Origin of the sequence: Halomonas sp. B23F22_20, assembly GCF_043496985.1 — a bacterium.
In the GTDB taxonomy this organism is placed as follows: domain Bacteria; phylum Pseudomonadota; class Gammaproteobacteria; order Pseudomonadales; family Halomonadaceae; genus Halomonas.
In genome coordinates this window covers 147,266-172,904 of sequence record NZ_JBIEKH010000007.1, presented here as the reverse complement: position 1 = coordinate 172,904, position 25,639 = coordinate 147,266, and the positions used below count along the sequence as shown (strand labels likewise).

At 68.2% G+C, this 25,639-nt stretch carries 24 protein-coding genes; 6 read left to right on the top strand and 18 right to left on the bottom strand.

Annotated features, from left to right (window positions below; genetic code table 11):
- Positions 1-90: 90 nt before the first annotated feature.
- Genes ACGTN6_RS07730 through ACGTN6_RS07715 form a run of 4 tightly spaced genes read right to left on the bottom strand, consistent with a single transcriptional unit; the run spans position 91 to position 6,282 of the window.
- The gene (locus ACGTN6_RS07730) at positions 91-1,509 is read right to left on the bottom strand and encodes a hypothetical protein (RefSeq protein ID WP_394590781.1); all 1,419 of its coding nucleotides are present in this window, start codon (positions 1,507-1,509) and stop codon (positions 91-93) included.
- A 35-nt stretch (positions 1,510-1,544) separates the two neighbouring features.
- Positions 1,545-2,969: a polyphosphate kinase gene (locus tag ACGTN6_RS07725; protein WP_394590780.1), complete on the bottom strand. Its 1,425-nt coding sequence runs from the start codon at positions 2,967-2,969 to the stop codon at positions 1,545-1,547.
- 32 nt (positions 2,970-3,001) lie between these two features.
- The gene (locus ACGTN6_RS07720) at positions 3,002-5,569 is read right to left on the bottom strand and encodes an ABC transporter permease (protein ID WP_394590779.1); all 2,568 of its coding nucleotides are present in this window, start codon (positions 5,567-5,569) and stop codon (positions 3,002-3,004) included.
- On the bottom strand, positions 5,566-6,282 hold the full coding sequence (locus tag ACGTN6_RS07715; protein WP_394590837.1) for an ABC transporter ATP-binding protein: 717 nt from the start codon (positions 6,280-6,282) through the stop codon (positions 5,566-5,568). Before ACGTN6_RS07715 ends, ACGTN6_RS07720 begins: the two co-directional genes overlap by 4 nt.
- Before the next feature lie 10 nt (positions 6,283-6,292).
- Here ACGTN6_RS07715 and ACGTN6_RS07710 point away from each other — a divergent pair, with 10 nt between their 5' ends.
- Positions 6,293-6,967, top strand: coding sequence for an arylesterase (locus ACGTN6_RS07710; RefSeq protein WP_394590778.1), 675 nt, complete (start codon positions 6,293-6,295; stop codon positions 6,965-6,967).
- On the opposite strand, the gene ACGTN6_RS07705 is transcribed toward ACGTN6_RS07710, so the two are convergent.
- Together ACGTN6_RS07705 and ACGTN6_RS07700 are read right to left on the bottom strand one after the other, a co-directional pair.
- Positions 6,964-7,854, bottom strand: a complete 891-nt coding sequence (locus ACGTN6_RS07705) for a DMT family transporter (RefSeq protein WP_394590777.1) — start codon at positions 7,852-7,854, stop codon at positions 6,964-6,966. The genes ACGTN6_RS07710 and ACGTN6_RS07705 overlap by 4 nt on opposite strands.
- Positions 7,855-7,979: 125 nt before the next feature.
- A complete protein-coding gene (locus ACGTN6_RS07700) occupies positions 7,980-8,249 on the bottom strand; it encodes an Rdx family protein (protein WP_394590776.1) in 270 nt (89 codons plus the stop codon).
- A 54-nt stretch (positions 8,250-8,303) separates the two neighbouring features.
- On the opposite strand from ACGTN6_RS07700, the gene ACGTN6_RS07695 reads away from it, so the two are divergent.
- From ACGTN6_RS07695 to ettA, 4 genes are all read left to right on the top strand, one after another.
- Positions 8,304-9,617: an MFS transporter gene (locus ACGTN6_RS07695; protein ID WP_394590775.1), complete on the top strand. Its 1,314-nt coding sequence runs from the start codon at positions 8,304-8,306 to the stop codon at positions 9,615-9,617.
- A 104-nt stretch (positions 9,618-9,721) separates the two neighbouring features.
- Complete coding sequence (locus ACGTN6_RS07690; protein ID WP_183388463.1) at positions 9,722-10,156, top strand: PAS domain S-box protein; 435 nt, start codon at positions 9,722-9,724, stop codon at positions 10,154-10,156.
- 239 nt (positions 10,157-10,395) lie between these two features.
- Positions 10,396-10,608, top strand: a complete 213-nt coding sequence (locus ACGTN6_RS07685; protein WP_183388464.1) for a PA3496 family putative envelope integrity protein — start codon at positions 10,396-10,398, stop codon at positions 10,606-10,608.
- 110 nt (positions 10,609-10,718) lie between these two features.
- Positions 10,719-12,380, top strand: coding sequence for an energy-dependent translational throttle protein EttA (gene ettA / locus ACGTN6_RS07680; protein WP_394590774.1), 1,662 nt, complete (start codon positions 10,719-10,721; stop codon positions 12,378-12,380).
- Between the two features lie 240 nt (positions 12,381-12,620).
- Here the strand turns inward: ettA and lpxL are convergent, their stop codons facing one another.
- The 12 genes from lpxL to ACGTN6_RS07620 all read right to left on the bottom strand — a co-directional run bounded on the left by lpxL (position 12,621) and on the right by ACGTN6_RS07620 (position 23,348).
- On the bottom strand, positions 12,621-13,535 hold the full coding sequence (lpxL, locus tag ACGTN6_RS07675) for an LpxL/LpxP family Kdo(2)-lipid IV(A) lauroyl/palmitoleoyl acyltransferase (RefSeq protein ID WP_394590773.1): 915 nt from the start codon (positions 13,533-13,535) through the stop codon (positions 12,621-12,623).
- 19 nt (positions 13,536-13,554) lie between these two features.
- Positions 13,555-14,655: an alanine racemase gene (gene alr, locus ACGTN6_RS07670; protein ID WP_394590772.1), complete on the bottom strand. Its 1,101-nt coding sequence runs from the start codon at positions 14,653-14,655 to the stop codon at positions 13,555-13,557.
- A gap of 200 nt (positions 14,656-14,855) precedes the next feature.
- A complete protein-coding gene (gene rpoS / locus ACGTN6_RS07665; RefSeq protein ID WP_183388469.1) occupies positions 14,856-15,845 on the bottom strand; it encodes an RNA polymerase sigma factor RpoS in 990 nt (329 codons plus the stop codon).
- Between the two features lie 116 nt (positions 15,846-15,961).
- Positions 15,962-17,101 (bottom strand): peptidoglycan DD-metalloendopeptidase family protein, encoded by a 1,140-nt coding sequence (locus ACGTN6_RS07660; protein WP_394590771.1) that lies wholly within the window; start codon positions 17,099-17,101, stop codon positions 15,962-15,964.
- A complete protein-coding gene (locus ACGTN6_RS07655) occupies positions 17,094-18,071 on the bottom strand; it encodes a DUF368 domain-containing protein (protein WP_394590770.1) in 978 nt (325 codons plus the stop codon). Before ACGTN6_RS07655 ends, ACGTN6_RS07660 begins: the two co-directional genes overlap by 8 nt.
- A 22-nt stretch (positions 18,072-18,093) precedes the next feature.
- Positions 18,094-18,786 carry a protein-L-isoaspartate(D-aspartate) O-methyltransferase gene (locus tag ACGTN6_RS07650; protein ID WP_394590769.1) on the bottom strand — a complete coding sequence of 231 codons (693 nt, stop codon included), beginning with the start codon at positions 18,784-18,786 and terminating at the stop codon, positions 18,094-18,096.
- The gene (surE, locus tag ACGTN6_RS07645) at positions 18,773-19,519 is read right to left on the bottom strand and encodes a 5'/3'-nucleotidase SurE (protein ID WP_394590768.1); all 747 of its coding nucleotides are present in this window, start codon (positions 19,517-19,519) and stop codon (positions 18,773-18,775) included. Before surE ends, ACGTN6_RS07650 begins: the two co-directional genes overlap by 14 nt.
- Entirely contained in the window at positions 19,491-20,624 is a 1,134-nt protein-coding gene (gene truD, locus ACGTN6_RS07640; protein ID WP_394590767.1) for a tRNA pseudouridine(13) synthase TruD, read from the bottom strand. Before truD ends, surE begins: the two co-directional genes overlap by 29 nt.
- The gene (gene ispF, locus ACGTN6_RS07635; RefSeq protein WP_394590836.1) at positions 20,617-21,102 is read right to left on the bottom strand and encodes a 2-C-methyl-D-erythritol 2,4-cyclodiphosphate synthase; all 486 of its coding nucleotides are present in this window, start codon (positions 21,100-21,102) and stop codon (positions 20,617-20,619) included. Before ispF ends, truD begins: the two co-directional genes overlap by 8 nt.
- Entirely contained in the window at positions 21,102-21,830 is a 729-nt protein-coding gene (gene ispD / locus ACGTN6_RS07630; protein ID WP_394590766.1) for a 2-C-methyl-D-erythritol 4-phosphate cytidylyltransferase, read from the bottom strand. The genes ispF and ispD overlap by 1 nt, the downstream gene beginning before the upstream one ends.
- A complete protein-coding gene (gene ftsB, locus ACGTN6_RS07625) occupies positions 21,827-22,126 on the bottom strand; it encodes a cell division protein FtsB (protein WP_394590765.1) in 300 nt (99 codons plus the stop codon). The genes ispD and ftsB overlap by 4 nt, the downstream gene beginning before the upstream one ends.
- A gap of 82 nt (positions 22,127-22,208) precedes the next feature.
- Positions 22,209-23,348 (bottom strand): GNAT family N-acetyltransferase, encoded by a 1,140-nt coding sequence (locus ACGTN6_RS07620; protein ID WP_394590764.1) that lies wholly within the window; start codon positions 23,346-23,348, stop codon positions 22,209-22,211.
- 285 nt (positions 23,349-23,633) lie between these two features.
- On the opposite strand from ACGTN6_RS07620, the gene edd reads away from it, so the two are divergent.
- Positions 23,634-25,520 (top strand): phosphogluconate dehydratase, encoded by a 1,887-nt coding sequence (edd, locus tag ACGTN6_RS07615; protein ID WP_394590763.1) that lies wholly within the window; start codon positions 23,634-23,636, stop codon positions 25,518-25,520.
- Positions 25,521-25,639 lie beyond the last annotated feature (119 nt).

Sequence of the window (25,639 nt, the reverse complement as noted above, 5' to 3'; positions counted from 1 at the left end):
ACCCCAGCCCATGGCGGCTTTCACTTGAAACCCCGTCATGCGGCGCCCCATGATTTCTCATGTGCGCTTCAGTAATTCTGAAGGCCGATCTCAGCGGGTCTCCACCCGCATCGAGAGCTTGCTCGGCAGCCCCAGGGGATCCGCAGCCAGCGTGTCTGCATCGCTCTCCGGTGGCAGGGTCAGGTGCACCGTGAGCTCGCCGGCCTGGCCCACCATCATGTCCACCAAGCCGTTCAGCAGCGCGCCGACCTCCGGCCCGAGCATGGTACCGAAGCCCTTGGCCTGGGTGCGTGCCTGGTCGAGGAACTCGGCCTCGCTGACGCCTCGGCTGGCCGCCATCACCGCCGGCATGCGACCGAACAGGCCCAGGTCGGCAAGCGTGGTGTCGATCCGACCGCCGAGCAGGGTAACCCCACGCAGGTCCTCCATCTCGGCCAGGTAGGCCGCCGGCTCCACGCCTTCCGGCAGGCGCACCGGTAATTCGGCATCGATGTTCCAACGGAAGGCATCACCGGCGGTGATCCGACCTTCGCCATTCAGCAGGCTTTTCCGCCCCAGGGCTTCCCAGCGACCGTCGAACTCGGCATCCAGGGCCAGCCTGCCGCTGCCGCCGGTGAGCACGTTGCTGGCCAGGCGCAGCTCGGTGCGCTTCTCGGGCGGCGCCAGTTCGATCATTTGCGCCAGGTCCAGGTCGAGCGACTCGAGGCGCATTCCCCCCTCGCCGTCGCGCATGTCGCCGTCATAGGTCAGCCGCGCCAGGTCGGCCACCAGGCGATCCGACACGATGCTCAGATCATTCAGCGTCATCTGATCCAGGGTGGGCTCCTTGCCGTCATCGTGCAGATGACGCATTCCCTCAAGGCTCAGCGACGCCAGCGTGAAGTCGCCGTCGCCCATCTCCTCGAGCCCTTCCCCATGCCCCTCGATACCGCTCATTTCCAGGTGGCCGATGGCCTGTCGCGACAGCTCGGTGGCGTGCAATCGCTCCATCGTCAGCCAACCACTGGACGGGCCCGTGGGGGCCAGGGTCTTCTTGCCGTCGGAGGAAGTGACCGGTGCCGCCTCGAGTTCCAGGCGCAGCCCCTCGGCGGTCAGCTCGTTGGCTTCGAAGTCGACGTCGCGCAGCGGCCCCTCGGGCCACGGCAGCGGCCCGCCGGGGCCATCGAGGCGCACCCGGTCGGCAGTCAGCACACCGGCCTCGCTACCGGAGCGCTCGAGCCGCAGGCCCTCCATGACGACTGCATCGGGGCGTTCGTAGTCCCCCTCGACGACGTAGCGCGCCACGTCCAGTTTCGAGCCATCGTCATCGACGAAGCTCAGGTCCTCGGCCGCGGTCTCGCCGCCGAGCAGGCTGTCGGACACTTCACCGATGCTGAGCTCGCCGGGCGCCTCGGCGAAGCGCGCGCGCAGATCGCTCTCGAGGCGATCGGCATCGGCCTGCGCCAGGCCGCAGGGCAGCATGGCGAGAAAGGCGGCGAGCGCGGCGGCTCGCGAAGGGGTCATACGCATGAGGGTCACCTCCCTGATGATCCCGCCTGCGGGCGTCAGCGCGGCTCTGCGAGACGCGCCTCGAGCAGGCGATTGGCATGGTCCAGCACCGCCAGACGGGCACGGCGCTTGTCGTTGGCGTCGATCAGGGCCCAGCCCCCATCGACGTCATGAGTATGCACAAACATGTCGTCGATCGCCCGCCGATAGTCCTCCCAGCGCTCGCGATTGCGCCAGTCCTCATCGGTGAGCTTGTGGCGCTTGTGGGGCGTCTCGGCGCGGGACCGAAAGCGACGCAGTTGCTCGTCCTTGTCGACCGCCAGGAACAGCTTGCCGAGCACCGCGCCATGGGCCAGCAGCTGGCGCTCGAAGCGCCGGATCTCGTCGTAGGCACGCCGCCACGCCGCCGGCTCGGCCAGTCCCTCGACCCGCTCCACCAGCACCCGTCCGTACCAGGAACGGTCGAAGATCGCCACGCGGCCGTCCAGCGGCAAGCGCCGCCAGAAGCGCCAGGCCCAGGGATGGGCACGCTCCTCGTCGCTGGGTGCGGCGATGCGATGGACGCGGTACTGGCGGGCGTCGAGCGCCGAGGTCAGCCGGTGGATGCAGCCTCCCTTGCCGGCGGCATCCTGGCCCTCGAAGACCAGCACCACGGGAATCCGCCGCCGCTGGATCTCGCGGGCATTACCGGCCAGCCGCGCCTGGGCCTCGGCGAGACGCTCCCGGTAGCGCGCCTTGCCCAGGGCCCGGGGCGCCTGCGCGGCGAGATCCGCCAGCCGCGGCGGCCCCGCGGCGCCCGCCACCGAGCGAGAGACCGGCGCCTCGACATCGGGCAGCGAGCCGGCCATGGCCTCCACCAGGCGATGGGCCAGCGCCTTCATGGGCTTTTGCCCCGGGCCGCCCACCAGGCAGAGCCAGGGGGCGTGATCGGCCTCGGTGGCGCGGCGCATCTCGTGCCCCCGCGAGGCCAGGGCAGCGTACTGGAGATGGCGCTGCCAGTCGTGATCCTTGACCTGCCAGGCCCGCTCGGGGTCGTGCCATAGCTCGCGAAGGTGACGCCCCTGGACGTCGCGGTCGATGTCCAGCCACAGTTTGATGATCGCCACGTTCTCGGCGGCCAGTTCGGCCTCGAAGGCGCGGATCTCGGCCAGGCGATCGCGGAAGGCCCCCTCCCCCAGGCGCTGCTCGACGCGGGCGAACAGCGCATCGCCATACCAGCCGTGCACGAACACGCCGACCCGCCCGCGAGCCGGTAGGCGGCGCCAGTAGCGCCACCAGTAGGGACGCTCGCGCTCCTCGCTGCTCGGCGCCAGGGCATGCACCTCGGTGAGCCGGTTCTCCAGGCGATGGTTGAGCTCGTTGATCAGCGCGGTCTTGCCGGCGGCGGCATGACCGGTGACCAGCAGCAGCACCGAGCGCGAGGCCCGACGCGCCAGCTCCAGTTGGGCCTCGAGCAATGCAAGGCGCAGCGATTCCTTCATCTTGCCTCTCTGACGCAATGATCGGATGCCTTTCAGGCCTCTCCTAACAAGCCTAGGCTCTCGGCCGGCGCCTGGCGCCGGACACCCCTCGACAGCCACTGGCCGATGACGCCGACCAACAGCGCTCCACCCAGCGGCAGCGCGATCCATAGCGCTGGATGCCAACGTGGCGCCAGATCCAGCCAGCCTCCATAGAGCCCGGCGGCGGCCAGCTCGGTCAGCGCCGCGGCGAGCAGGCCGCTGGCCAGCCCCAGCAGCGCATATTCTGCGCCCTGCACCCGCGACAGCAGCCGATCGCCGGCGCCGAACACCCGCAGCAGCCCGGCTTCGTGGGCACGCACCGGCAGGCTGGCGGTCAGCGCGGCATAGAGCACGCTGACCCCGGCCAGCAGCACCAGGCCCAGCACCAGTTCCACGGCCCGGCTGACCTTCGCGAGCACCTCGCGCACCCGCTCGAGGATCGCCTCCACGTCGAGCAGGGTCACGCCGGGGAAGTCGCGGACCAGGCGGCGAAGGGTGTCGCGGTCGCGGGTGTCGAGATGGAAGGCAGTGATGTAGCTGTGTCCGAAGCGCTCGAGCACCCCTGGCGGGAAAATCACGTAAAAGTTGGGCCGAAAGCTGTCCCAGTCCAGCTCGCGCAGGCTGGCGATCCGGCCGTCGACGGTGGCACTGCCAACGCTGAAGGTCAGGACATCGCCGAGTCCGAGGCCCAGGCGCTCGGCCAGTTCGCTCTCCATCGAAACCGGCACCGGTGAGGCGCGATCGCTCTCTTGCGTCGCCCCGTCAACGTCCTCGAACCATTCGCCGGCCACCAGGCGATTGCCCTCCGGCAGGTCGGCGCGCCAGGTCAGATTGAGCTCGCGGCGCAGGGCATTGTCGCCGCGCGCCTCCGCCGGCACCGCCTCGCGGGGTGGCTGACCATCGATGGCGGTGAGCCGCCCGCGCACCATGGGATACAGGGCGCTGCGCGCTTCGGCGGCCTCGTTCAGGGCTTCGGCGAAGGCGTCACGCTCGGCGGGCTGGATGTTGATGGCGAACTGGTTGGGCGTGTCTTGCGGCAGCTGGTCCTGCCAGGCGTCGAGCAGATCGCCGCGCACCAGAGCGATCATCGCCATGGCGAACAGCGCCACCGAGAACGCCAGCAGTTGGCCGAGGCTGGCGGCACGGCGTCGGGCGAGCTGGCGACCGCCCAGACGCAGCGCCTGAAGCGGCCCCGAGCCGCCACGCCGAGGCAGTCGGGCACAGAGCGCCAGCAGCGCGCTCAGCAACAGCCCGCCGAGCCCCCAAAGGATCGCCAGCGCCAGGCCGCCGCCGAGCAGCAGCGAAATCGCCAGGACAAGATCGCCGGAATACAGCCACAGCAGCGCTCCGAAGACCAGGCCGGCGACGCCCACCACCCACCAGGCGGACGCCGGCAGCGGATCGAGCTCGCGGCGCAGCACCTTGAGCGCGCTGACCCGTCGCAGGCGTAGCAGGGTCGGGCCAGCGAACCCGGCCAGCACCGCCAGTGCGGTAAGCACACCGAGCGCCAGCGGCATGAGCCCCGGCGGAGGCAGTTCCACCGTCACCAGGCTGCCAAGCAGACCCAGCAGCAGCGCCTGACCGGCCAGCCCGAGTAGCGCGCCCAGCGCCGCGGCAGCCAGCGACAGCCACAGCAGCTGCAGCGCGAACAGCCTTACCAGATCTGCCTGGCGAGCCCCAAAGCAGCGCAGCAGGGCCGCGGTGTCCAGATGACGCTCGACGTAGCGACGAGTGGCCATGGCCACCGCCACGCCGGCAAGCAGTACCGCGGCGAGACCGGCCAGGCTCAGGTAGCGGTCGGCGCGGGACAGCGCGCTGCCAAGCCTCGGCCGGTCGCGGCGCACGTCGCGCACCTCGACGCCTTCGTCGCGCAGCCGCTCGAGCCGGGGCGTGACGGCCTCCACCGCGGCCGGCGGACCGGCGGCCAGGATCTCGTACTCGATGCGCGAGCCGGGCTGGATCAGGCCGGTGGCGTCCAGATCGTCGACGTGCACCATCAGCCGCGGGTTGAAGCTGCCGAAACCCGCCGAGGGGTCGGCCTCGCGTTCGATTACCCCGCGCACCTCGAGCTCCGCCTGACCCAGCCGCAGTCGGTCCCCGATCTCGAGGTCGAGCAGCAGCGCCAGGCGCGGGGCGACCCAGGCCGTGCCCCGCTCGGGCCCGCGAGGCAGCGCCTCGGCGCCATCACCTCGATCGACCACTGATTCGCCGTAGTGCGGATAGGCATCGTCCACCGCCTTGACGCTGACCGGCTGGAAGGCCTCGTCGTGGCTGACCATGGACACCATGTCGACCTGGTCGGAGAGCGTCAGCCCGGCGTCCTCCAGGGCACCACGCAGTGCGGCGTCGAAGGGGCGTGACTGTTCGAGAACGATATCGCCGCCCAGCAGTTGCCCGGCCTGGCGGGTCAGGCCGCGTTCCAGGCGGTCGAGAAAGAAGCCGATCATGGTGGCGGCGGCCACCGCCAGGACCAGCGCCACGAACAGCGCACGCACATCGCCCGCGCGCAGGTCACGCCTGAGCCCCTTCCACGAGAGGCGCACGGCATGGCGCAGTCGCTGAGAGCGCGGCCCGGTCATGCGCCGACCTCCTCGGGCACGATCGCCTCGAGCCGCCCATCGACGAGCGACAGGCAGCGATCGCAGCGCCGTGCCAGGGCGCGGTCGTGGGTGACCAGCACCAGGGTGGTGCCGACCTCGCGATTCAGGGCGAACAGGCTATCGATGATACGCTCGCCGGTGGCGGGATCGAGGTTGCCCGTGGGCTCGTCGGCGAACACCAGCTCGGGGTCAGTGACGAAGGCCCTGGCCAAGGCGACACGCTGCTGCTCGCCGCCCGAAAGCTGCTTGGACAGGTGGTCGAGGCGTTCGCCGAGCCCCACACGGCCCAGCCAGTCCCGGGCCCGGGCCTCGGCATCGCCGTCCGGTGCCAGCTCGAGTGGCAGCAGCACGTTTTCCAACGCGGTCAGGGTAGGCAGCAGCTGGAAGTTCTGGAACACGAAACCTACCCGGCCCGCCCTCAGCGCGGCCCGGCCATCCTCGTCGAGCTCGCCGAGCGGCTCGCCGAACAGCTCGAGTTCGCCGGCACTCGGTGCATCCAGCCCGGCCAGCAGGCCGAGCAGGGTCGACTTGCCCGCGCCGCTCTGGCCGAGGATGGCCAGGCTCTCGCCGGGGAACACCTCGAGTGCAAGATCACTCAGAATGGTCAGCGAGCGCTCGCCGCTCTCCACCCGCTTGGTCAGGTGGGCGGCGCGTAGAATAGGATAGGGTTTTCCTGGCGAGGAGTCGGACATGAGGTCGGTCATGAGAAAGCGCATCCCTGTTGGTCGAGCTCACGACACCCTGGCACGGTGCCTGCTCTGGGCGCTACTGGTGCTGATGGCCGCGCCAGCGATGGCCAACGAGCGCCCGCGGCTGCTGGTGATGGGCGACAGCCTGAGTGCCGCCTATGGCATCGAGCGCGACGCCGGCTGGGTCAGTTTGCTGGCCGATCGGCTGGAGGGAAAGGCCAAAGTCATCAACGCCAGCATCAGCGGCGAGACCAGCAGCGGCGGTGCGACCAGGCTGCCCGAGCTGCTTCGACAGCACGCCCCGGAGATCGTGCTGCTCGAACTGGGCGGCAACGACGGCCTGCGCGGGCTACCGCCCGGTCAGCTACGCGCCAACCTGGCGGGCATGATAGAGCAGAGCCAGGCCGCCGGCGCCCAAGTGCTGCTGCTCGGCATCGATATTCCGCCCAACTACGGGCCGGCCTACCGCAACGCCTTCACCGGCGTCTATGACGATCTCGCCGAGCGCTACGAGGTGGCCCTGGTGCCCTTCCTGTTGGAAGGCGTGGCGCTCGATGAATCGCTGATGCAGGACGACGGCATCCACCCCACGGCGGCGGCTCAGCCTGCGCTGCTCGACAATGTCTGGCCGGCTCTGGCACCGCTGCTGGAACAGCAAGGCGTAGCGCTGGCCTCGCGGGGAAATTAAGCCTCGTCCGGCGTCGCCGGAGCCTTCTGCCACTGCTGCAGGGCCAGCCCGCCGAGGATCAGTACCAGCCCCACCAGGGTCGAGGGCAGGATCGGCTCGCCGACGACCAGGTACAGCAACATCAACGACACCGGCGGCGACAGGAAGATCAGGTTGGAGACCTTGGCGGTGCGCGATACCGTGCCCACCGCCAGCTGCCAGAGCACGAACGCGATCCCCATCTCGAACAGCCCCACGTAGACGCCGGCAGCGAGCCCCGTGATGCCATGCCACTCCAAGCCCGGCCCGAACAGCAGCAGCACGGTCAGCACCGGCACCCCGACGCTGAAGTTCTGCCACTGGGCGACCAGCGGCGGGCGACGGTCGCGCACGTTGAGCAGCCAGTAGAGCGCCCAGATCAGCGTCGAGACCAGCGCCAGGCCCACGCCCAGCGGGTCGGCGAAGGCCACGTCGAGCACCTGGCCGCGGGTGGCGATCACCCAGACCCCGCCGTAGGCCACCAGGCCCGCCAGGATGTCCATGAGGGTGAGGCGCTGGCCGAGAATCGGCACCGCCAGCAGCGCCATGGCCAATGCCCAGGTGTAGTTGAGTGCCATCGCCTCCTGGCCCGGCAGACGGTCATAGGCAGCGAACAGCACCAGATAGTAGGCCACCGGGTTCATCAGCCCGGCCCAGGCCGCGGTGCGCCAGCCGCGCTGTAGCGCCTCGCCGAGCAACCCGCGGCGCACCACCAGCACGCCGATCACCGCCCAGGAGACCAGCGCAGCGATCCACATCAGCTCCAGCGGGGTCATCTTGGCGAGCGCAACCTTGAAGGCTGTGGCCACCGTGGACCAGAGCGCGACGGCGCCCAGCCCGTACAGAATGGCGCGACGATCCGTTGTCATGACGTCTCCCTGTTTATTCTCCGCAGCCCGCAGCCCGCAGCCCGCAGCCCGCAGCCCGCAGCCCGCAGCCCGCAGCCCGCAGCCCGCAGCCCGCAGCCCGCAGCCCGCAGCCCGCAGCCGCCAGATTATCGATCGATATGGCCCAGGTTCCGCTCGGGGTCGAGGCGGTCGCGGACCTTCTGCTTGAGCGTCTTGACGTCGGGGAAGCCGCCGTCTCGCTTGCGCTCCCAGAGGCTCACGTCGTCGAAAAAGACCTCGAAGTAGCCGCCGTGAGACGGCACCAGGGCCACCTCCTCGAGATCCTCGCCGAAGGTGGAGAGCAGTTCCTGTGCATACCAGGCGCTGCGCAGCAGCCATTGGCACTGGGTACAGTAGTGAATGCGAATACGTGACACGATGCCCTTCCTGTCGCAACAATAAGCGCTTCATCCTACCAGCGAGGAGCCCCCATGGCCGCCCCCGAGATCAGCCAGACCCGCCTCTACGAGCGGCTGACCGGCGACGAGGACAGCCGCATGTGCAAGGACATCCCCGACGAGGCCTGCCAGGAGCAGCCGCGCAACTTTTTCCTGCACCTGGCGGCCTCGCTCGGCAACAAGCTGGCCGACGAGCTGGCCAGCGCCCGGCTGGTGCTGCCCTGGCTGCTCGGAGCGATCGGCGCGCCGATCTGGATGGTCGGGCTGCTGGTACCGATCCGCGAGGCCGGCGCCCTGCTGCCCCAGGTGTTCGTGGCCGGCGTCATCCGCGGCCGTCCGGAGCGCAAGGGGGTATGGGTGGCCGGCGCCCTCCTGCAGGCCCTGGCCGCCGCCGCCCTGGCGCTGCTGGCACTGTTCGGCCACGGGGGGACCGGCGGCGCCCTGGTGCTCGCCGTGCTGGTGGCGCTGTCGCTGGCCCGAGGCCTGTCGTCGATCGCCACCAAGGACGTGCTCGGCAAGACCATCGCCAAGCAGCGCCGCGGTACCCTGATGGGCTGGAGCGGCAGCCTGGCGGGCGCCGCGACCCTGGCCGCCGGTGCCGTGCTGGTGTGGTTCGGCGACCGTCCCGGCGAGCTTGCCCTGGCTACGCTGCTGGCAGTGGCCGCCCTAGGCTGGGCGATGAATGCCCTTTGCGCCGCACGCATCCGCGAGGTGCCCGGCGCCGTCGAGGGCGGCGACAGTATCGCCTCGACGCTGCGCGAGGGGCTGCGCCTGTTGCGCGAGGACCGCACCTTCCGCCACTTCAACCTGTCTCGCGCGCTGCTGCTGTCGAGCGCCTTGGCGCTGCCCTACGTGGCCCTGCTCGGCCAGCGGCAGGCCGGCGCCGAGCTGGGCGGCCTGGGGGTGCTGGTGATCGTCTCGGGCATCGCCGGCATGGTGGCGAGCCCCGTGTGGGGCAAACGCGCCGACGACTCGAGCCGCCGGGTGATGCGCCTCGCCGCCCTGGGCACCACCGTGTGCTGCGCCGCCGGGGCGCTGCTGGCCTGGCTGCCTCTGGCCTGGACGGCGAGCGTCTGGCCCTACGCTGTGCTCTACGCGCTGCTGGTGATCGTCCACGCTGGGGCCCGGCTGGGACGCAAGACCTATGTCGTCGACCTGGCCGGCGCCGAGAACCGCGCGCTCTACGTGGCGCTTTCCAACACCCTGACCGGTGTGCTGATGCTGATCGTCGGCGGCCTGGTCGGCGCCCTGGCCCAGTGGCTCGGCAGCGGCGCCCTGCTGCTGGCGCTGGGCGTCACCGCGCTGGCCGCCGCCGCCAGCGCCACACGGTTGCCGGAGGTCGAATGAGTGGCTCCAACGTTGAAATCCCGGTCCCGGCTGGCCATGATATTTTACAAAGGGGCGGCGCCTGGCCGCGCCGTCCATCACGCTCTCGCGACAGGAATGCCTCGATGAAACGCCCGCCCCTGATCAGCCCGGACCTGCTGGAACGAATGGTCGATGCCTCCGAGGATGGTATCGTCGTCGCCGAGCAGGAGGGCGACGAGAATATCCTGATCTACGTCAATCAAGGCTTCGAGCGCCTGACCGGCTACAGCGCCGACGAGATCCTCTACCGCGACTGCCGCTTCCTGCAGAACGAGGACCGCGATCAACCGGCCCTCGCCACGATTCGCAAGGCGCTCGCCGAGGGCCGCCCGTGCCGGGAGGTGCTGCGCAACTACAAGAAGGACGGCACGCTGTTCTACAACGAGCTGTCGATCACTCCCGTTTTCGACGAGAACGACGCCCTCACCTACTTCATCGGCGTGCAGAAGGACGTCACCGAGCGCGTCGAGGCCCAGCAGGAGCTCGAGCGACTCAAGGCCGAGCACGGCCTGTCCTGAATTCCCCACGTCGGCGCCCCCGGCGTCGACGGCCAATGGCGTGACGTCCCCGATGCCAGGTGCAGCCCACACGGACACGGCGGCATGATATTTCTTGCCTTCTCCTCTTGCGCTTGGCCGCATCTCCCCTTATATAGCCGTCAGGTGCCCGTCAAGGGCATCCTGGGGCCCCGCTCGATACGGGGTGTCGGATCCGTCTCTGCCGCTACCCGAGCGGCACGGCCATGGGAGGACCTCGCATGCGCCAGAATGCCCATCACGAAGAAACCCTCGACGACGACTTCTACGACGACGATCAGGACGAGGCCGTCAACGACCACGATTATCGCCGTGCCCGCCCGGCCAGCCGCACCGAACAGCTGCGCGCTCGACGACGCCTGGAGACCCTGCTCGAGGAACGCCGCCTGAAACGCGCCATCGAGGACGACTGGGGAATCGACGAGGAGGAGTGAGACTCGAGATTCGAGGTGCGTGGTCGGCCCTAGCCATTCCTCCGCCCGGGCTCTATCATCATGGGCCAGCGCATTCTCCAATCCGTTCTTTACAACCTTAGTGAGATTCCATGGCGCAATACGTCTACACCATGAATCGGGTGGGCAAGGTCGTGCCCCCCAAGAAGCAGATTCTCAAGGACATCTCGCTGTCCTTCTTCCCGGGTGCCAAGATCGGCGTGCTGGGCCTCAACGGCGCCGGTAAGTCGACGCTGCTGCGCATCATGGCCGGCGTCGACACCGAGTTCGAGGGCGAGGCCCGCCCGATGCCGGGCATCAACGTCGGCTACCTGCCCCAGGAGCCGGAGCTCGACGACGAGAAGAACGTCCGCGAGACCGTGGAAGAGGCGCTGGGCGCGATCAAGGAAGCCCAGGAGAAGCTCGACGGCGTCTATGCCGCCTACGCCGAGCCGGACGCCGACTTCGATGCCCTGGCCGCCGAGCAGGCGCGCCTGGAGAACATCATCGAGGCCGCCGACGCCCACAACCTGGAGCGCAAGCTCGAAGTGGCAGCAGAAGCCCTGCGCCTGCCGCCCTGGGACGCCAAGGTGGGCAACCTCTCCGGGGGCGAACGGCGCCGCGTGGCGCTGTGCCGCCTGCTGCTCTCCAGCCCCGACATGCTGCTGCTGGACGAGCCGACCAACCACCTGGACGCCGAGTCCGTGGCCTGGCTGGAGCGCTTCCTGCACGACTACAACGGCACCGTGGTGGCGATCACCCACGACCGCTACTTCCTCGATAACGTGGCCGGCTGGATCCTCGAGCTGGACCGCGGCGAAGGCATCCCCTTCGAGGGCAACTACTCCCAGTGGCTCGAAGCCAAGGAGAAGCGCCTGGAGCAGGAGGCCAAGCAGGAGGCCTCGCGCCAGAAGGCCATCAAGCACGAGCTCGAGTGGGTGCGCTCCAACGCCAAGGGTCGCCAGGCCAAGAGCAAGGCGCGCCTCAACCGCTTCGAGGAGATGCAGTCCGGCGACTTCCAGAAGCGCAACGAGACCAACGAGATCTACATTCCGCCCGGTCCGCGCCTGGGCGACAAGGTCGTCGAGTTCCACGGCGTGTCCAAGGCCTTCGATGACAAGCTGCTCTACGAGAACCTGGACTTCGCGATTCCGCCCGGCGCCATCGTCGGCATCGTCGGCGGCAACGGCGCCGGCAAGTCGACCCTGTTCAAGCTGATCAACGGCACCGAGCAGCCGGACAGCGGCGAGGTCGTCAAGGGCGAGACCGTCGACATCGCCTACGTGGAACAGCTACGTGACGCCCTGGACAACAAGCAGACGGTGTGGGAGGCGGTCTCCGACGGCCAGGACATCCTCAACATCAACGGCTATGAAGTGTCCTCGCGGGCCTATGTGGGCCGCTTCAACTTCAAGGGCAACGACCAGCAGAAGCGCCTGTCGGACTTGTCCGGCGGCGAACGCGGTCGCCTGCAGCTGGCCCAGACCCTCAAGCAGGGTGCCAACGTGCTGCTGCTCGACGAACCGTCCAACGACCTGGACATCGAAACCCTGCGCGCCCTCGAGGAGGCCCTGCTGGCCTTCCCCGGCTGCGCCCTGGTGATCTCCCACGACCGCTGGTTCCTCGACCGCATCGCCACGCATATCCTCGCCTTCGAAGGGGATTCCCACGTGGAATTCTTCGAGGGCAACTACACCGACTACGAGGCGGATCACAGGAAGCGCGTGGGCGACGATACCCCGCACCGGATGAAATATAAGCGCATCGACGCTTGAGGAAACGCCGAATCCATGACTGCGCGGCTCGGTCACGGCGTTACGCGGTGCTCGCTCTCCTCATGTAGCAGGCTACATTCCGGGAGCTGCGCGCCGGGCGCCTTGTTACCGAGCCTGCTCGCCGATGACTTCGACGCTTCCTGATCAGCGTTAAAAACCCCCACGACCCTGCGGTCGCGGGGGTTTTCTTATGACTTCCCTCTTCCAGGCGCGAAGCGCCGCTCTTCCAGCTTTCCTGCGTCAGTAGAGCTTGGGCTCGCCCTTGGGGCGGGTCTTGAAGCGGCGGTGCAGCCACAGGTACTGCTCAGGGTGGCGGCGAATGGCGGCTTCGATGACGGCGTTGACCTGGGTGGCATCGGCCACGTCGTCACCGGTGGGAAAATTCTCCAGCGGCGGCAGGTACTCCAGGGTGTAGGTGCGATCATCAGGGTTGCGATGGAAGATCAGCGGCATGACAGGCGCGCCGGTCATGCGGGCGATCTTGGCGGTGAGCTTGATGGTCGCCGCCTCGACGCCGAAGAAGGGCGCGAAGACGCTGGCATCGCGGCCGAAATCCTGATCCGGCGAATACCAGACGTTGTGGCCGCCCTTGATCCTGCGAACCACGCCGCGCAGGTCGTGGCGGTCGATGGCACGGCCGAAGATGCGTGAGCGGGCGCGGGTCATGAAACGCTCGAACAGCGGATTGTCGTGGGGCCGATAGACCACGTCGGCGGGGAAGAACAGCGAATGCAGGGCCCCACCGAGGTCCAGGGTCGAGAAGTGGATGCCGATGATCAGCGCGCCCTTGCCCTGGGCCTGGGCGCGCGCCATGTGCTCCTGACCCTTGAAGGTCACGCGGTGGCGCAGATGCTCGGGGTCCCGGCACCAGCCGGTGGCCGTCTCCAGAATGCCGATACCGTTGGCGATGAAGGTCTCGCGCACCAGCCGAGCATGCTGGGCCTCATCGAGCTCCGGGAAGCACAGCCGCAGATTGGTCTCGGTGATGTGTCGGCGCCGCTTGGCGAATCGCCAGACGGTGAGGCCGATGGCCCGCCCCACCCACAGCTTGAGCCGCCAGGGCAACCAGGCGGCAACGCGCATGGCGCCGATGGACAGCCAGGTCGGCCAGTAGCGGGGATGGGCGAAGGAGGTCTGGGTCTCGTCCTTGGACATGGGGCGCTCTTACTCGGATTCAACCACCATGATAGCGTCTCGGCACCCGCGGCAGCACCCCGGTGAGCAGCGTATAGCTGATGGTGTCGCAATGCCGGGCCACCTCGTCCACCGACAGCACCTCGCCGTTGCCCGCGCGGCCCCACAGCACCACCTCGCTGCCGATATCCGCTTCGGGGATATCGGTGAGGTCCACGGTCAGCATGTCCATCGATACCTTGCCGGCGATGGCCGTGCGCCGCCCCTCGACCAGCACCGGGGTGCCGTCGACGGCGTGCCGGTCGTAGCCGTCGCCATAGCCACAGGCCACCACGCCGATACGCGATGGCCGCGGGGTCGTCCAGCGACCGCCATAGCCCACCGGCTCGCCCGCCGGCAGCTCACGTACGGCGATGATTTCGGAGCGCAGGGTCATCACCGGGGCCAGGCGCAGGCTGGCATCGTTGGCCGCTTCCAGGGGATCGCTGCCGTAGAGCATCACTCCTGGGCGGTTCCAGGCACCGTGGCTTTCAGGGCGGGCCAGGGTCGCCGGGGAATTGGCCAGGCAGGTGGGCGCGCCCAGCCGCTCGGCGAGCTCGGCGAGCAGCGTCGCCTGGCGGCGGAAATAGCCGTCGTCGACAGCATCGGCGGTGGCGAAGTGGCTCATCAGGTGCAGATCGCAGGCATGGTCCGGCGCGTCCACCAGGCGCTGCCAGGCAGCCTCGACCCGCTCCGGCGCAAAGCCCAGCCGATGCATGCCGGAATCGACCTTGAGCCACACCGGGATCGGCCGTGCCGGACGATAGGCCAGCAGCGCATCCAACTGCCACTCGCTGTGTACCGCCATCCACAGTCCCAGGGCCTCGACGCGCTCGAGCTCGGCGGCCTCGAAGATCCCCTCCAGCAGCACGACGGGGGCGACGATGCCGCCCTCGCGCAGGGCCTCGGCCTCCTCGATGCAGGCCACGGCGAAGGCCGGTGCCAGCCCCTCAAGGGCCCAGGCGCAGGCCACCAGGCCGTGACCGTAGGCATCCGCCTTGAGCACTGCCACCGCCTGGCTGCCAGGCGACAGGTCACGAGCCAGGCGATAGTTGTGGCGCAGGGCGTCCAGGTCGATGTCGGCGCGCAGCGGTCGGGCCATGGGCAAGACTCCAGCAAAGGCAAAAGCCCTATTATTTTTCAATTGATCGCCATTTTCATGGCTAAATAAACCGAAATATATTTATTTGGCAGTATTTTCAACCAGCAAAACCATACTATCCAGACCATCGTGCCAATGAGGCTTCATAACGCAGAAAGCCAGGACAGGGTCCTGGCTTTCTGCCGAGATTCGGGGCGTGATCACTCGAAGATGGCGTCCAGATCCAGCCCCTGCTTGTCGAGCATTCGTCTGAGCTTTTTCAACGCTTCCACCTGGATCTGGCGGACGCGCTCGCGGGTCAGGCCGATCTCCTCGCCGACCTGCTCGAGAGTCGAGGCTTCGTGGCCACGCAAGCCGAATCGACGCACCACCACCTCGCACTGCTTATCGGTGAGCTCGGCCAGCCAGTCGTCGACGTGCTGCTTGACGTCGCCGTCCACCAGGGTCGACTCGGGGCCCAGGTCGTTGTCGTCGGTCAGCGTTTCGATCAGCGGCTTGTCGCTCTCGGTGCCCACCGGATAATCGACCGACGAGACCCGCTCGTTGAGCCCCATCATCTTCTTGACGGTTTCCACCGGCTTGTCGAGATAGTCGGCAATTTCCTCGGCGGTCGCCTCGTGGTCAAGCTTCTGGGTCAGCTCGCGGGCCGCCCGCAGGTAGATGTTGAGTTCCTTGACCACATGGATGGGCAGTCGAATCGTGCGGGTCTGATTCATCAGCGCCCGCTCGATGGTCTGACGAATCCACCAGGTGGCATAAGTGGAGAAGCGGAAACCGCGCTCGGGATCGAACTTTTCCACCGCGCGGATCAGGCCCAGGTTGCCCTCCTCGATAAGATCGAGCAGGGTCAGCCCGCGGTTGAGGTAGCGGCGCGCGATCTTGACCACCAGGCGAAGGTTGGACTCGATCATCCGCGACCGGCCGGCAGGGTCGCCCTTGCGAGCGAGTCGCCCGAAGTGAACCTCTTCCTCCGGGGTCAGCAGCGGCGAGAAGCCGATCTCGTTGAGGTAGATCTGCGTCGCGTCCAGGCTGTGGTGATAGTGACGATCCTCCCGGCTCAGTGCCTTCTCGAAGGCCTCGTCACTATCCGCATCTTCGGCCGCGGCGGTCTCGACCTCGACCTCCTGCTCGCTGGTTTCGGAGGCTGATTCCAGGTCCACGTCCTGCAAGTCCCGTTCAAGCATGCTCATCGATTGTCACCCCGTGGTTGCCATGGGCATCAAGTCATGCCCGAAACGATCGATGTCAGAGGTTATCATTGTAAATTTTTGTGCTGCTGAAACGAGCGACTCTGTGACCCTTCCCTTCAACGCTTGGGGAGATACTCCAGCGGGTCCTGAGGCTGGCCATCCTTGCGCACCTCGAAATGCAGCCTGACATCTTCGGCGTCGCTGTCGCCCATGGTGGCGATCACCTCGCCGGCCTCGACCACATCGTTTTCCTTCACTCTGAGAGTGTCGTTGTGAGCGTAGGCACTGAGGTACTGGTCATTGTGCTTGAGCAGGATGAGGTTGCCGTAGCCACGTACGCCACTGCCCGCATAAACCACGATGCCCGGTCCGGCCGCCTTGACAGGTTGCCCCTTTTGTCCGTCGATATCAATGCCGGCGGTAATGCTGCCCCCTTCGCCGAAACCGCCGACCACTTCACCGTTGACAGGCCACTGCCAGGGCACGTCATCCACCGGCGTATAACGGCGCGACTCGCGGTTCTCGGCGGCCGGCTCACCGGCCACTTGGGTACCGGCATCGGCCTGTACGTCGCTCTCGGCTTCGGCCTGAGACCCGCTGTCGGCCACCTGCCGCTCTTCGGCCGCTTGCGACTGTGACTGGGCGTCGGCCTGCGACTGGGTCTCGGCTTGCGCCTGGGCCTCGCGCCGGCGACGTTCGGCCTGATCGCTATCGCTCAGCTCGCCATCGGCCCCAGGGCTGTCGGGATCGTAGACCGGTCCCGGTCCTTCGGCGCGGGCCTCGCTCGCGGCCGCCGTCCCGGAGGACGAATCCTCGCTACCGGCGCTCTCGCCGCTGCGTTCGGTGCTGCCATCGGGCAATAGCCAGTCCAGCGAACCGTCGTCCTGAGTCCCGCCACCGAGACCGGTGGCCACGGCGCCCCCAGCGGACGCCGCCGCCGCGGTCACCGCCTGGCCGGACTCGCCGGCGCCACCACTGCTGGCTGTGGCGCTATCGCCCAGCGACAGCTGCTGCCCCGGCTGGATGCGATAGGGAGGCTCGATATGGTTGAGTCGTGCCAGATCGCGGTAGTCCATGTCATGGCGCCAAGCGATACCGTACAGGGTGTCTCCAGGCGCGACGGTGTAGCTGGCCGGCCGATCCGTGGCACGGCTGGCCGACAGGTCCTGGACCTGCACCGGCTGGGGCGCCTGCTGGGAGGCGGCACATCCCGCCAGGGTCAGGGCCAACCCGGAAATTAGCAATACCTTATGCATCGGAACCTTCCTCCTTGTCCTTGTGTCGGCCATCGCGGGCGAAAGCCTCGCCACCTCGATGGGCTCTGCCGATGCCCCATACCAGGGCGGCACCGGCCAGCATCAGTGCCACCACGACGGGCAGTTGAGCGGGATCCCCGGTGACCTGGGTAAACCCCGAGGGTGTCAGATAGCGAAAATCGAGGGGGATCATCTGTCCGTCCGGCCCGAGCTGATAGCGGACCAGCTCCCGCCATGGCCACAGCACCGGCAGTGAGCCAAGGATGAACCCCACCAGAAGTTGCAGGGTGGCGGTGTGAAAGCGTTCGAGCAACCAGCACAGCAGCCGCGAGAAAGCGAACAGCCCGATCAGGCAGCCACCGCCGAACAGCATGAGCACCTCCAGGTCGAAGCCACGGATCGCTGCCATCACCTTGCCATAAAGCCCCATGGTCAGCAGCAGGAAGCTGCCCGACACGCCGGGCAGCAGCAGCGCACTGATGGCGATCCCCCCGCCCACTACCAGCACCAGGGCAGGGCTGCCGAGCTGGCCGAGCCAAGGCATCAGCGCCGGCAGGGCCTGGGCCAGCAGCAGACCGACGAGCAACGGCAGCAGATGCCAGAAACGCCAGTCAGCGGGATGCCGGCCGACCACCAGCGCCGAGGCTGCCACCAGGCCGAAGAAGAAGCCGTCGAGCAGCAGCGGCTGTGCTTCCATCAGCCACACCACCAGGTGAGCCACGCTGATCAGGCTGGTGGCGATGCCGGCCAGCAGCGGCACCAGGAACGACAGGTTGAGGTGGGCGACCAGCCCGGCCACGCCGTCCTGGCGCCAGGCCACGATGGCACTGGGGCCAAAGCGGCGAATGGTGTAGAGCAGCTCCTCGTAGATGCCGGTGATGAAGGCGATGGTGCCCCCGGAGACACCGGGCACCGCATCGGCGGCCCCCATGCCGGCGCCCCTGAGCAAGAGGCCAATTTGACGCTTCAAGAACTCACTCCCACTTTCCTTATCAACGTATGACGCCTTCCAGCAGCGGCACGAAACGCACTCGCTCGAGGCGTTGCTTCTCGAACCGATCGCCCTGTCGACGCACCCGCACCAGCCACTGGTCGCCATCGCGGGACGCCAACGGGGCGATCAACACCCCGCCATCCGCCAGTTGAGCGAGCAGCGGCTCGGGCAATGTGCTGGCACAGGCCGTCAGCAGGATGACCTCGAAGGGCGCAGCCTCGGGCCAGCCGTGGCCCCCATCGGCCAGGCGCAACCGCGCGTTGTGCACGGCGAGCAGCCGCAGCCGCTCGCCGGCGCGCCGATGCAGGGCATTGATTCGCTCCACCGACCAGAGTTCCGTCACCAGTCGAGCGAGCACCAGGGTCTGGTAGCCAGACCCGGTACCGATCTCCAGCACTCGCCCGGGCGCCTCCTCGAGGACCAGTTCGGTCATGCGTGCCACGATCCATGGCTGGGACAGCGTCTGGCCGTGGCCGATGGGCAGCGAAGTATCCTCGTAGGCGCGATGCGCCAGCGCCTCGTCGAGAAACAGATGCCGCGGCTCGCTGGCCATCACCTCCAGCACCCGGCGATCGGCGATGCCCTGGCGAGCCAGTCGATCGGCCATGCGATCGCGGGTTCGCTGCGATGTCATGCCGATGCCTTGCATCAGGCCAGGACGCAGGCTGTGGCGAGAGTCAGGCGAGCGCATCCAACCATTCCTGCACGTCATCGCGCGCGGCATGCCGGGTCAGGTCGGTCTGCAGCGGCGTGATGGACACGAAGCCGGCCTCGACGGCGGCGAAATCGGTATCCGGGCCATCGTCGGCGTTCTCGCCCACGGCGGCGATCCAGTAACGCTTGCGCCCGCGCGGATCACGAACCTCCAGCGGCTCGGCCGCCGGTCCGCGGTATCCCAGCCGGGTCACGCGCAGGCCGCGGATCTCGTCCCAGGGCAGGTCCGGTACGTTGACGTTGAGCAGGCTGCGCGGCGGCAGCGAGAGCCGGTCGGCGACTCCGACCAGGCTCGCCGCCACCCGCCCCGCGGTATCGAAGTGCCGGTGCCCCACCAACGACATGGCGATCGCGGTCATGCCCAGGTTGCGCCCTTCCATGGCGGCGGCCACGGTCCCCGAATAGAGGACGTCGTCGCCCAGATTGCCGCCGTGGTTGATCCCCGAGATCACCAGGTCGGGCCGCTCCGCCCAGACGCCGTTGACGCCCAGGTAGACACAGTCCGCCGGGGTGCCGTCGACGCTGTAGAAGCCGTTGTCCAGCGTCGACAGCGCCAGGGGGCGTGACAGGGTCAGGGAATTGCTGGCCCCGCTCTTGTCGCGGTCGGGGGCCACCACGCGCAGCCGCGCATGGGGGGCCAGGGCGTCATGCAGGGCGCGCAGGCCCGGGGCATGTACCCCATCATCGTTGGACAGCAGCAGTCGACGCATCCACGCCTCCTCTGTCGGCACCCTCGGCGGAGGGGTGGAAATTCAGTGTCGGATGAGCGATCAACTCGCGCAGCACCGCGGTGGCGAAGGCTCCGCGAGGCAGCGTGAAGGACAGCCAGGCCTCGCCCTCGCCTGACTCGAGGCGCGGTGCCGCCAGGCGCAGGCGCAGCGGCCGACGCGCCATCTTCACGCCGGCCCTCTCGAGCCCCGCGCACAGCTCGGGATGAGCCCCGCGCAGCGCCTGCTCCAGGGCCAACGCCTCGTCCCGAGCCACCGACTCGCCCTGCCCCCAGAGCATGCCGCTGGGGTGCAGGTCCAGCCGCTCGGCGCGCTCGATCAGCGACGCATCGATGGCCTCGACGACGAAGCGACTCGCCGAGCCGTCGAGCACCACCGCCTCACCGGGTAGCGGCACGTTCCAACTGCCGTCGACGATGCGCGCCGCCAGCAGCTCGTTGAACAGGTAGCTGCGCGCCGCGGAGAGCAGCATGCCGTCGCGGTCGTCGCGCTTGCGCCAGCCGCGCGCCAGCAGGCTGGCCGCGCGATGCAGGTTACGCCCGTCGGGGCCGAAACGCTGGGGGCCGAAGTAGTTGGCGACCCCGTGACGGCACAGCCAGTCCCAGCGTTCGGCGAGCTCCGGGCCATCCAGGGCCTCGCCGGTGAGACGCAGCCGGAAGCGGTTGGCGGCGTGAACGCCGCGCTTGAGCTTGCGGGGATGCCGGGTCACCTCGAGCAACGTCAACGGCAGCTCCGCGAGCCTGGCGTCCAGGTCTTCCGGCGCCTCGCGGCCGGGCAGGTGCACCGAGAACCACTGGCGGGTCACCGCGTGACGATCTTTCATTCCGGCATAGCCGACGTCCCTGGGCGCCACCTCGCAAGCCTTGGCCAATCGACGGGCGACCATGGCGGTGGTCAGATCGCGTTTCTCCAACCACAGCCACAGGTGCTCGCCCTGCCCTTCAGGTTCGAAGCCCAGGTACTCCTCGACCCTGAAGTCCTCGGGCGTGGCCCGGTAGCCCCCGGGACGGGGCGTGCCGAAACGCGCGTCCAGCACCCGCGGCCAGTGGGGCGGCCAGGCGATCGTCGCCTCCTTGCGTTCAGTCATCGATACACTCCCCGACGAGCAGCACGACCGCTTCGGCGGCGATGCCCTCGCCACGGCCGGTGAAGCCCAGCCGCTCGGTGGTCGTGGCCTTGACGTTCACCGCACCGCGCGCCACCGCCAGATCGGCGGCGATGGCCTCGGCCATCGCCTCGACGTGGGGAGCGAGCTTCGGCGCCTGGGCCATCACGGTGGCGTCCAGATTACCGACCCGGTAGCCCGCCTCGTGTACCTGCGCGACCACCCTGCGCAGCAGCTCGCGGCTGTCGGCGCCGGCCCAGGCCGGGTCGGTGTCGGGAAAGTGACGACCGATGTCGCCCAGCGCACAGGCGCCAAGCAGGGCATCACAGATCGCGTGGAGCAGCACATCGCCGTCGGAATGGGCGATGAACCCGCGGTCGAAGGGAATGGCGACGCCGCCGATCTTCAGGTGGTCGCCCTCGCCGAAGCGATGGACATCGAAGCCGTGACCGATTCGCATCATGCGCTATCGTTCCTGTCAGCGTGGTGATCGGGCATCCCCTGGGCGACGAGGATCGCCTCGGCAAGCGCCAGATCCTCGGGATGAGTGATCTTGAGGTTATCGCGGCGGCCGGCCACCAGGCGCGGCGAGAGGTCAAGCGCCTCTACCGCGGACGCCTCGTCGGTGACCGCGATACCTCGTTCGGCGGCATCCGCGAGGGCGCGACGCAGCAACCCGAAGGCGAAGCCCTGGGGCGTCAAGGCATGCCAGAGACCGTCACGGGGCTCAGTGCCGGCCACCCGCCCGGCGCCGTCATCACGCTTCATGGTGTCGGCCACCGGCGCGGCCAGCAGTCCGCCCGCCAGGTCCTCGGCCGCTACTGACGCCAGCCGTCGCAGGTCATCGACCCGCACGCAGGGCCGGGCCACGTCATGGACCAATACCGTGTCGCTATCATGGGCCTCGCCGGCGATGGCAGCCAGGGCGTTTTCCACCGAGTCGACGCGCTCGCTCCCGCCGGGCACTCGCCGCCAGTCCGCGAAGGGCACCTCGGCCGGATCGAAGTACTCGTCGTCGGGATCCAGGCAAAGACACAGTCGTGCGTCCGGAAAGGCGGCGTGCAGTCGCGTCAGGGTGCATGCCAACACCGTGCGGCCGGCCAGCGGCAGGTACTGCTTGGGCAAGGCCGCCTTCATGCGGCGCCCACGCCCCGCAGCCGGCACCACCAGCCAGAGTCGCTCACTCAAGGCGCCACTCCCTCGCCCGTACCGGCATCCGGCACCCAGAAGAACTGCTCGTCGCGGCGTACCATGCCGATGTCGCTGCGCGCCCGCTCCTCGATGGCATCCAGGCCGTTCTTGAGATCGACCACCTCGGCGGCGAGGCGGTCATTGCGCGCCCGTAGCGGCGCGTTCTCGGCCTCTAGATGGTCCACCCGCTGGCGCACTTCGGCCAGCTCGCGCAGTCCGCCCTCGCCGAACCACAGGCGATACTGCAACAGCGCCTGGAGGGCGATAAGCACGATGGCCAGCCACTTGAGCATGAAGAGGATCCGTCACCAGGGAATTCGAGGGCGTAGTATGCCATCTTCCCCCGACCGCCTCATCCACGAAAACTCCTGACGCTCACTCGGAAACGCGAAACGGCAGGGCCTCTTTGGCGGCCTCGATATAGGCCGCGACATGCTCGGCCTCCTCGTCACAGAAGCGCGCCACCCCGGCGCGCAGGCGTGGGTCGGCGATATGGTGAAGCGAGGTCAGCCGACGGGGCGCAAAACCTCGCGCCAGCTTGTGCTCGCCCTGGGTCCCCGGGTCGAAGCGGCTCAGACCACGAGCCAGGCAATGCTCGATGCCCTGGTAGTAGCAGGTCTCGAAGTGCAGACCATCGGCCTCGACCTCGCTGCCCCAATAGCGGCCATAGAGAGTGCGGCGTCCCTGCAGGCACAGCGCCGCGGCCACCGGCCGCCCTTCCATTCGGGCCTGAACGAGCACCAGCGCCTCGGGCAGGTGGCGACGCAGACGGGCGAAGAAGGCCTCGTTGAGATAGCCCTGTCGCCCGCGTTCCAGATAGGTAATCTGATAGCAGCGATAGAAATGCGCCAGGTCGGCCTCACCAATCGATTCGCCCTCCAGGCGGTGCAGGCTCAAGCCTTGCTCGGCAACTCGACGACGCTCGCGGCGGATGGCCTTGCGCCGCTTGGAAGTCAGGGCGGCCAGGAAGCCGTCGAAGTCGCCGTAGCCATGATCCTGCCACTGGAACTGCACCCCGGCACGGGGAATCAGATCGGGCCGGGCCTCGCGCCAGGCGGCGACTTCGCCCTCCTCGGCGAACAGCAGGTGCCAGCTCGACAGCATCGCGTTTTCCCAGCCCTCGGCCAGACAGCGGCGTGCGTCGAGGGGATCGACGTCCGCGGCCAGCGCCAGCCGCGGCCCCGGCGCCGGGGTGAAAGGGATGGCACTCAGCCCCTTGGGATAGTAGCGCCCCCCGGCCCGCTCCCAGGCATCGGCCCAGGCCCAGTCGAAAACGTATTCGCCGAAGGAATGCTGCTTGTGGTAGTGGGGCAGCAGACCGACCAGGGTATTGCCACGCCACAGCGTCAGATGACACGGCTTCCAGCCGGTCTCGGTACTCACCGCACCGCTGGCTTCCAGGGCGTGCAGGAACTCGTGTCGCAGGAAAGGATGATCATCGCCCACCAGGGCGTTCCAGGCCGACGCCGGCACCTCGGCGACGGCGGGCTGCTCGACGAGACACAATCGACTCATGGGGACTCCCGACGGGGGCCGGCTGACAACAGGCCGGCGCAAGACCTACATTGTGCCCTAGTAGACGGTCGGGGTTAACGCCGTCCCCCGCCAGCATGGCGTCGACACCTACCGGCCCCGGACCGTGCACCGGGCCACGACGCCGCCCGCCCGACGGCCGGTATTCGGCCCGACTCAAGGTAAATTAATTACAACTATAGCCGCATAGCCCTTCCCGCCCCGACTTTTCGCCGCTATTTTTGTTAAACTTACGAAACCATTCGTTTCCCCATGCCGAGGTGCCCCATGGCTCAAGCTTCCACGCCACTCAACGCCACCGTCCAGCAGGTCACCCAGCGCATCCGCGAGCGCAGCGCCGAGCGCCGTGCCCTCTACGAGCAGCGCATGGCCGACCAGCATCGCCGCGGCGTGCACCGCGGCGAGCTGTCCTGCGGCAACCTGGCCCACGGCTTTGCCGCCTGCGGCAGCCAGGACAAGAATTCGCTGAAGCTGATGAACGCGGCCAACCTCGGCATCATCTCGGCCTACAACGACATGCTTTCGGCGCACCAGCCGCTGGAAACCTTCCCCGACACCATCAAGGACGCCGCCCGCGCCATGGGCTCCACCGCCCAGTTCGCCGGCGGCGTGCCCGCCATGTGCGACGGCGTTACCCAGGGCCAACCGGGCATGGAGCTGTCGCTGTTCTCCCGCGACGTGATCGCCATGGCCACCGCCGTGGGACTGTCCCACAACATGTTCGACGCCGCTCTCTACCTGGGCGTATGCGACAAGATCGTGCCGGGGCTGTTCATCGCCGCGGCGCGCTTCGGCCACCTGCCGGCCATGTTCGTGCCCGCCGGCCCCATGCCCAGCGGCCTGCCCAACAAGGAGAAGGCCCGCATCCGCCAGCTGTTCGCCGAAGGCAAGGCGAGCCGCGAGGACCTGCTCGAGGCGGAGTCCGAGTCCTATCACAGCCCCGGCACCTGCACCTTCTACGGCACCGCCAACTCCAACCAGCTGATGATGGAGATGATGGGCCTGCACCTGCCGGGCACCTCCTTCGTCAACCCGGGCACCGAGATGCGCGAGGCACTGACCCGCTTCGCCACCGAACAGGCGGTCCGCAACACCGAGCCCGGCGGCGACTATCGCCCCTTCTACAAGCAGATCGACGAGCGCGCCATCGTCAACGCCGTGGTCGGCCTGCTGGCCTCCGGCGGCTCCACCAACCACACTCTGCACCTGGTGGCCATGGCCGCCGCGGCGGGCATCACCCTGACCTGGGAAGACTTCACCGACCTCTCCGCGGTGACGCCCAGCCTGATGAAGGTCTATCCCAACGGCCAGGCGGACATCAACCACTTCCAGGCCGCCGGCGGCATGGCCTACCTGTTCCGCGAGCTGCTTGGCGCCGGCCTGATCCATGGCGACATCCCCACGGTGTTCGGCACCGACATGACCGCCTACACTCAGGAACCCTTCCTCGAGGACGGCAAGCTTGTGTGGCGCGAGGGCCCCGAGGCCAGCCTCGATACCGAGGTGTTGCGGGGCGTAGCAGACCCCTTTGCCCCCACCGGCGGGCTCACGGTGCTCGACGGCAACCTGGGCCGCGGCGTGATCAAGGTCTCTGCGGTGGAGGAGGAGCATCGCGTGGTGGAAGCGCCGGTGCGGATCTTCGAGGACCAGAACGAGATGAAGGCGGCCTTCGACGCCGGCGAGCTGGACCGCGACGTGATCGCCGTGGTGCGCTTCCAGGGTCCCAAGGCCAACGGCATGCCCGAGCTGCACAAGCTGACGCCCTATCTCGGCGTGCTGCAGGACCGCGGCTACAAGGTGGCGCTGGTCACCGACGGGCGCATGTCCGGTGCCTCCGGCAAGGTCCCGGCGGCCATCCACATGAGCCCCGAGGCGCTCGACGGCGGGCCGCTGTCCAAGCTGCGCGACGGCGACATCGTGCGCCTGGACGCCAACGCCGGCACCCTGGAAACCAAGGTGGACGCCCATGTCTGGGCCGATCGCGAAAAACACGTGGCCGAACTCGATCACTATCACGTCGGCCTGGGCCGCGAGCTGTTCGGCGGCTTCCGCCACCTGGCCATGCGCGGCGAGGAAGGCGCCGGGGTGTTCGGCGGCTTCGAGGCCGACGACCTGGCCCGCCAGGCCGGCCAGATCCACGACGAGGACGCCTGAGGAACTCCCGCCATGACCCGATCCGCCCTGTCCGGTAGAAACACCGAAAGCGGCGGCACCATGGCGGGCCACCTTGGCCGAGCCCTAGGCTAGCCCCTGAGAAGACCCGAGACAAAGCC

Bases quoted from the DNA above. Each gene is read 5' to 3' on its own strand.
- ACGTN6_RS07730 (WP_394590781.1), bottom strand. From the start codon at position 1,509: ATGCGTATGACCCCTTCGCGAGCCGCCGCGCTCGCCGCCTTTCTCGCC.
- ACGTN6_RS07725 (WP_394590780.1), bottom strand. From the start codon at position 2,969: ATGAAGGAATCGCTGCGCCTTGCATTGCTCGAGGCCCAACTGGAGCTG.
- ACGTN6_RS07720 (WP_394590779.1), bottom strand. From the start codon at position 5,569: ATGACCGGGCCGCGCTCTCAGCGACTGCGCCATGCCGTGCGCCTCTCG.
- ACGTN6_RS07715 (WP_394590837.1), bottom strand. From the start codon at position 6,282: ATGTCCGACTCCTCGCCAGGAAAACCCTATCCTATTCTACGCGCCGCC.
- ACGTN6_RS07710 (WP_394590778.1), top strand. From the start codon at position 6,293: ATGAGAAAGCGCATCCCTGTTGGTCGAGCTCACGACACCCTGGCACGG.
- ACGTN6_RS07705 (WP_394590777.1), bottom strand. From the start codon at position 7,854: ATGACAACGGATCGTCGCGCCATTCTGTACGGGCTGGGCGCCGTCGCG.
- ACGTN6_RS07695 (WP_394590775.1), top strand. From the start codon at position 8,304: ATGGCCGCCCCCGAGATCAGCCAGACCCGCCTCTACGAGCGGCTGACC.
- ACGTN6_RS07690 (WP_183388463.1), top strand. From the start codon at position 9,722: ATGAAACGCCCGCCCCTGATCAGCCCGGACCTGCTGGAACGAATGGTC.
- ACGTN6_RS07685 (WP_183388464.1), top strand. From the start codon at position 10,396: ATGCGCCAGAATGCCCATCACGAAGAAACCCTCGACGACGACTTCTAC.
- ettA (WP_394590774.1), top strand. From the start codon at position 10,719: ATGGCGCAATACGTCTACACCATGAATCGGGTGGGCAAGGTCGTGCCC.
- lpxL (WP_394590773.1), bottom strand. From the start codon at position 13,535: ATGTCCAAGGACGAGACCCAGACCTCCTTCGCCCATCCCCGCTACTGG.
- alr (WP_394590772.1), bottom strand. From the start codon at position 14,655: ATGGCCCGACCGCTGCGCGCCGACATCGACCTGGACGCCCTGCGCCAC.
- rpoS (WP_183388469.1), bottom strand. From the start codon at position 15,845: ATGAGCATGCTTGAACGGGACTTGCAGGACGTGGACCTGGAATCAGCC.
- ACGTN6_RS07660 (WP_394590771.1), bottom strand. From the start codon at position 17,101: ATGCATAAGGTATTGCTAATTTCCGGGTTGGCCCTGACCCTGGCGGGA.
- ACGTN6_RS07650 (WP_394590769.1), bottom strand. From the start codon at position 18,786: ATGCGCTCGCCTGACTCTCGCCACAGCCTGCGTCCTGGCCTGATGCAA.
- surE (WP_394590768.1), bottom strand. From the start codon at position 19,519: ATGCGTCGACTGCTGCTGTCCAACGATGATGGGGTACATGCCCCGGGC.
- truD (WP_394590767.1), bottom strand. From the start codon at position 20,624: ATGACTGAACGCAAGGAGGCGACGATCGCCTGGCCGCCCCACTGGCCG.
- ispF (WP_394590836.1), bottom strand. From the start codon at position 21,102: ATGCGAATCGGTCACGGCTTCGATGTCCATCGCTTCGGCGAGGGCGAC.
- ftsB (WP_394590765.1), bottom strand. From the start codon at position 22,126: ATGCTCAAGTGGCTGGCCATCGTGCTTATCGCCCTCCAGGCGCTGTTG.
- ACGTN6_RS07620 (WP_394590764.1), bottom strand. From the start codon at position 23,348: ATGAGTCGATTGTGTCTCGTCGAGCAGCCCGCCGTCGCCGAGGTGCCG.
- edd (WP_394590763.1), top strand. From the start codon at position 23,634: ATGGCTCAAGCTTCCACGCCACTCAACGCCACCGTCCAGCAGGTCACC.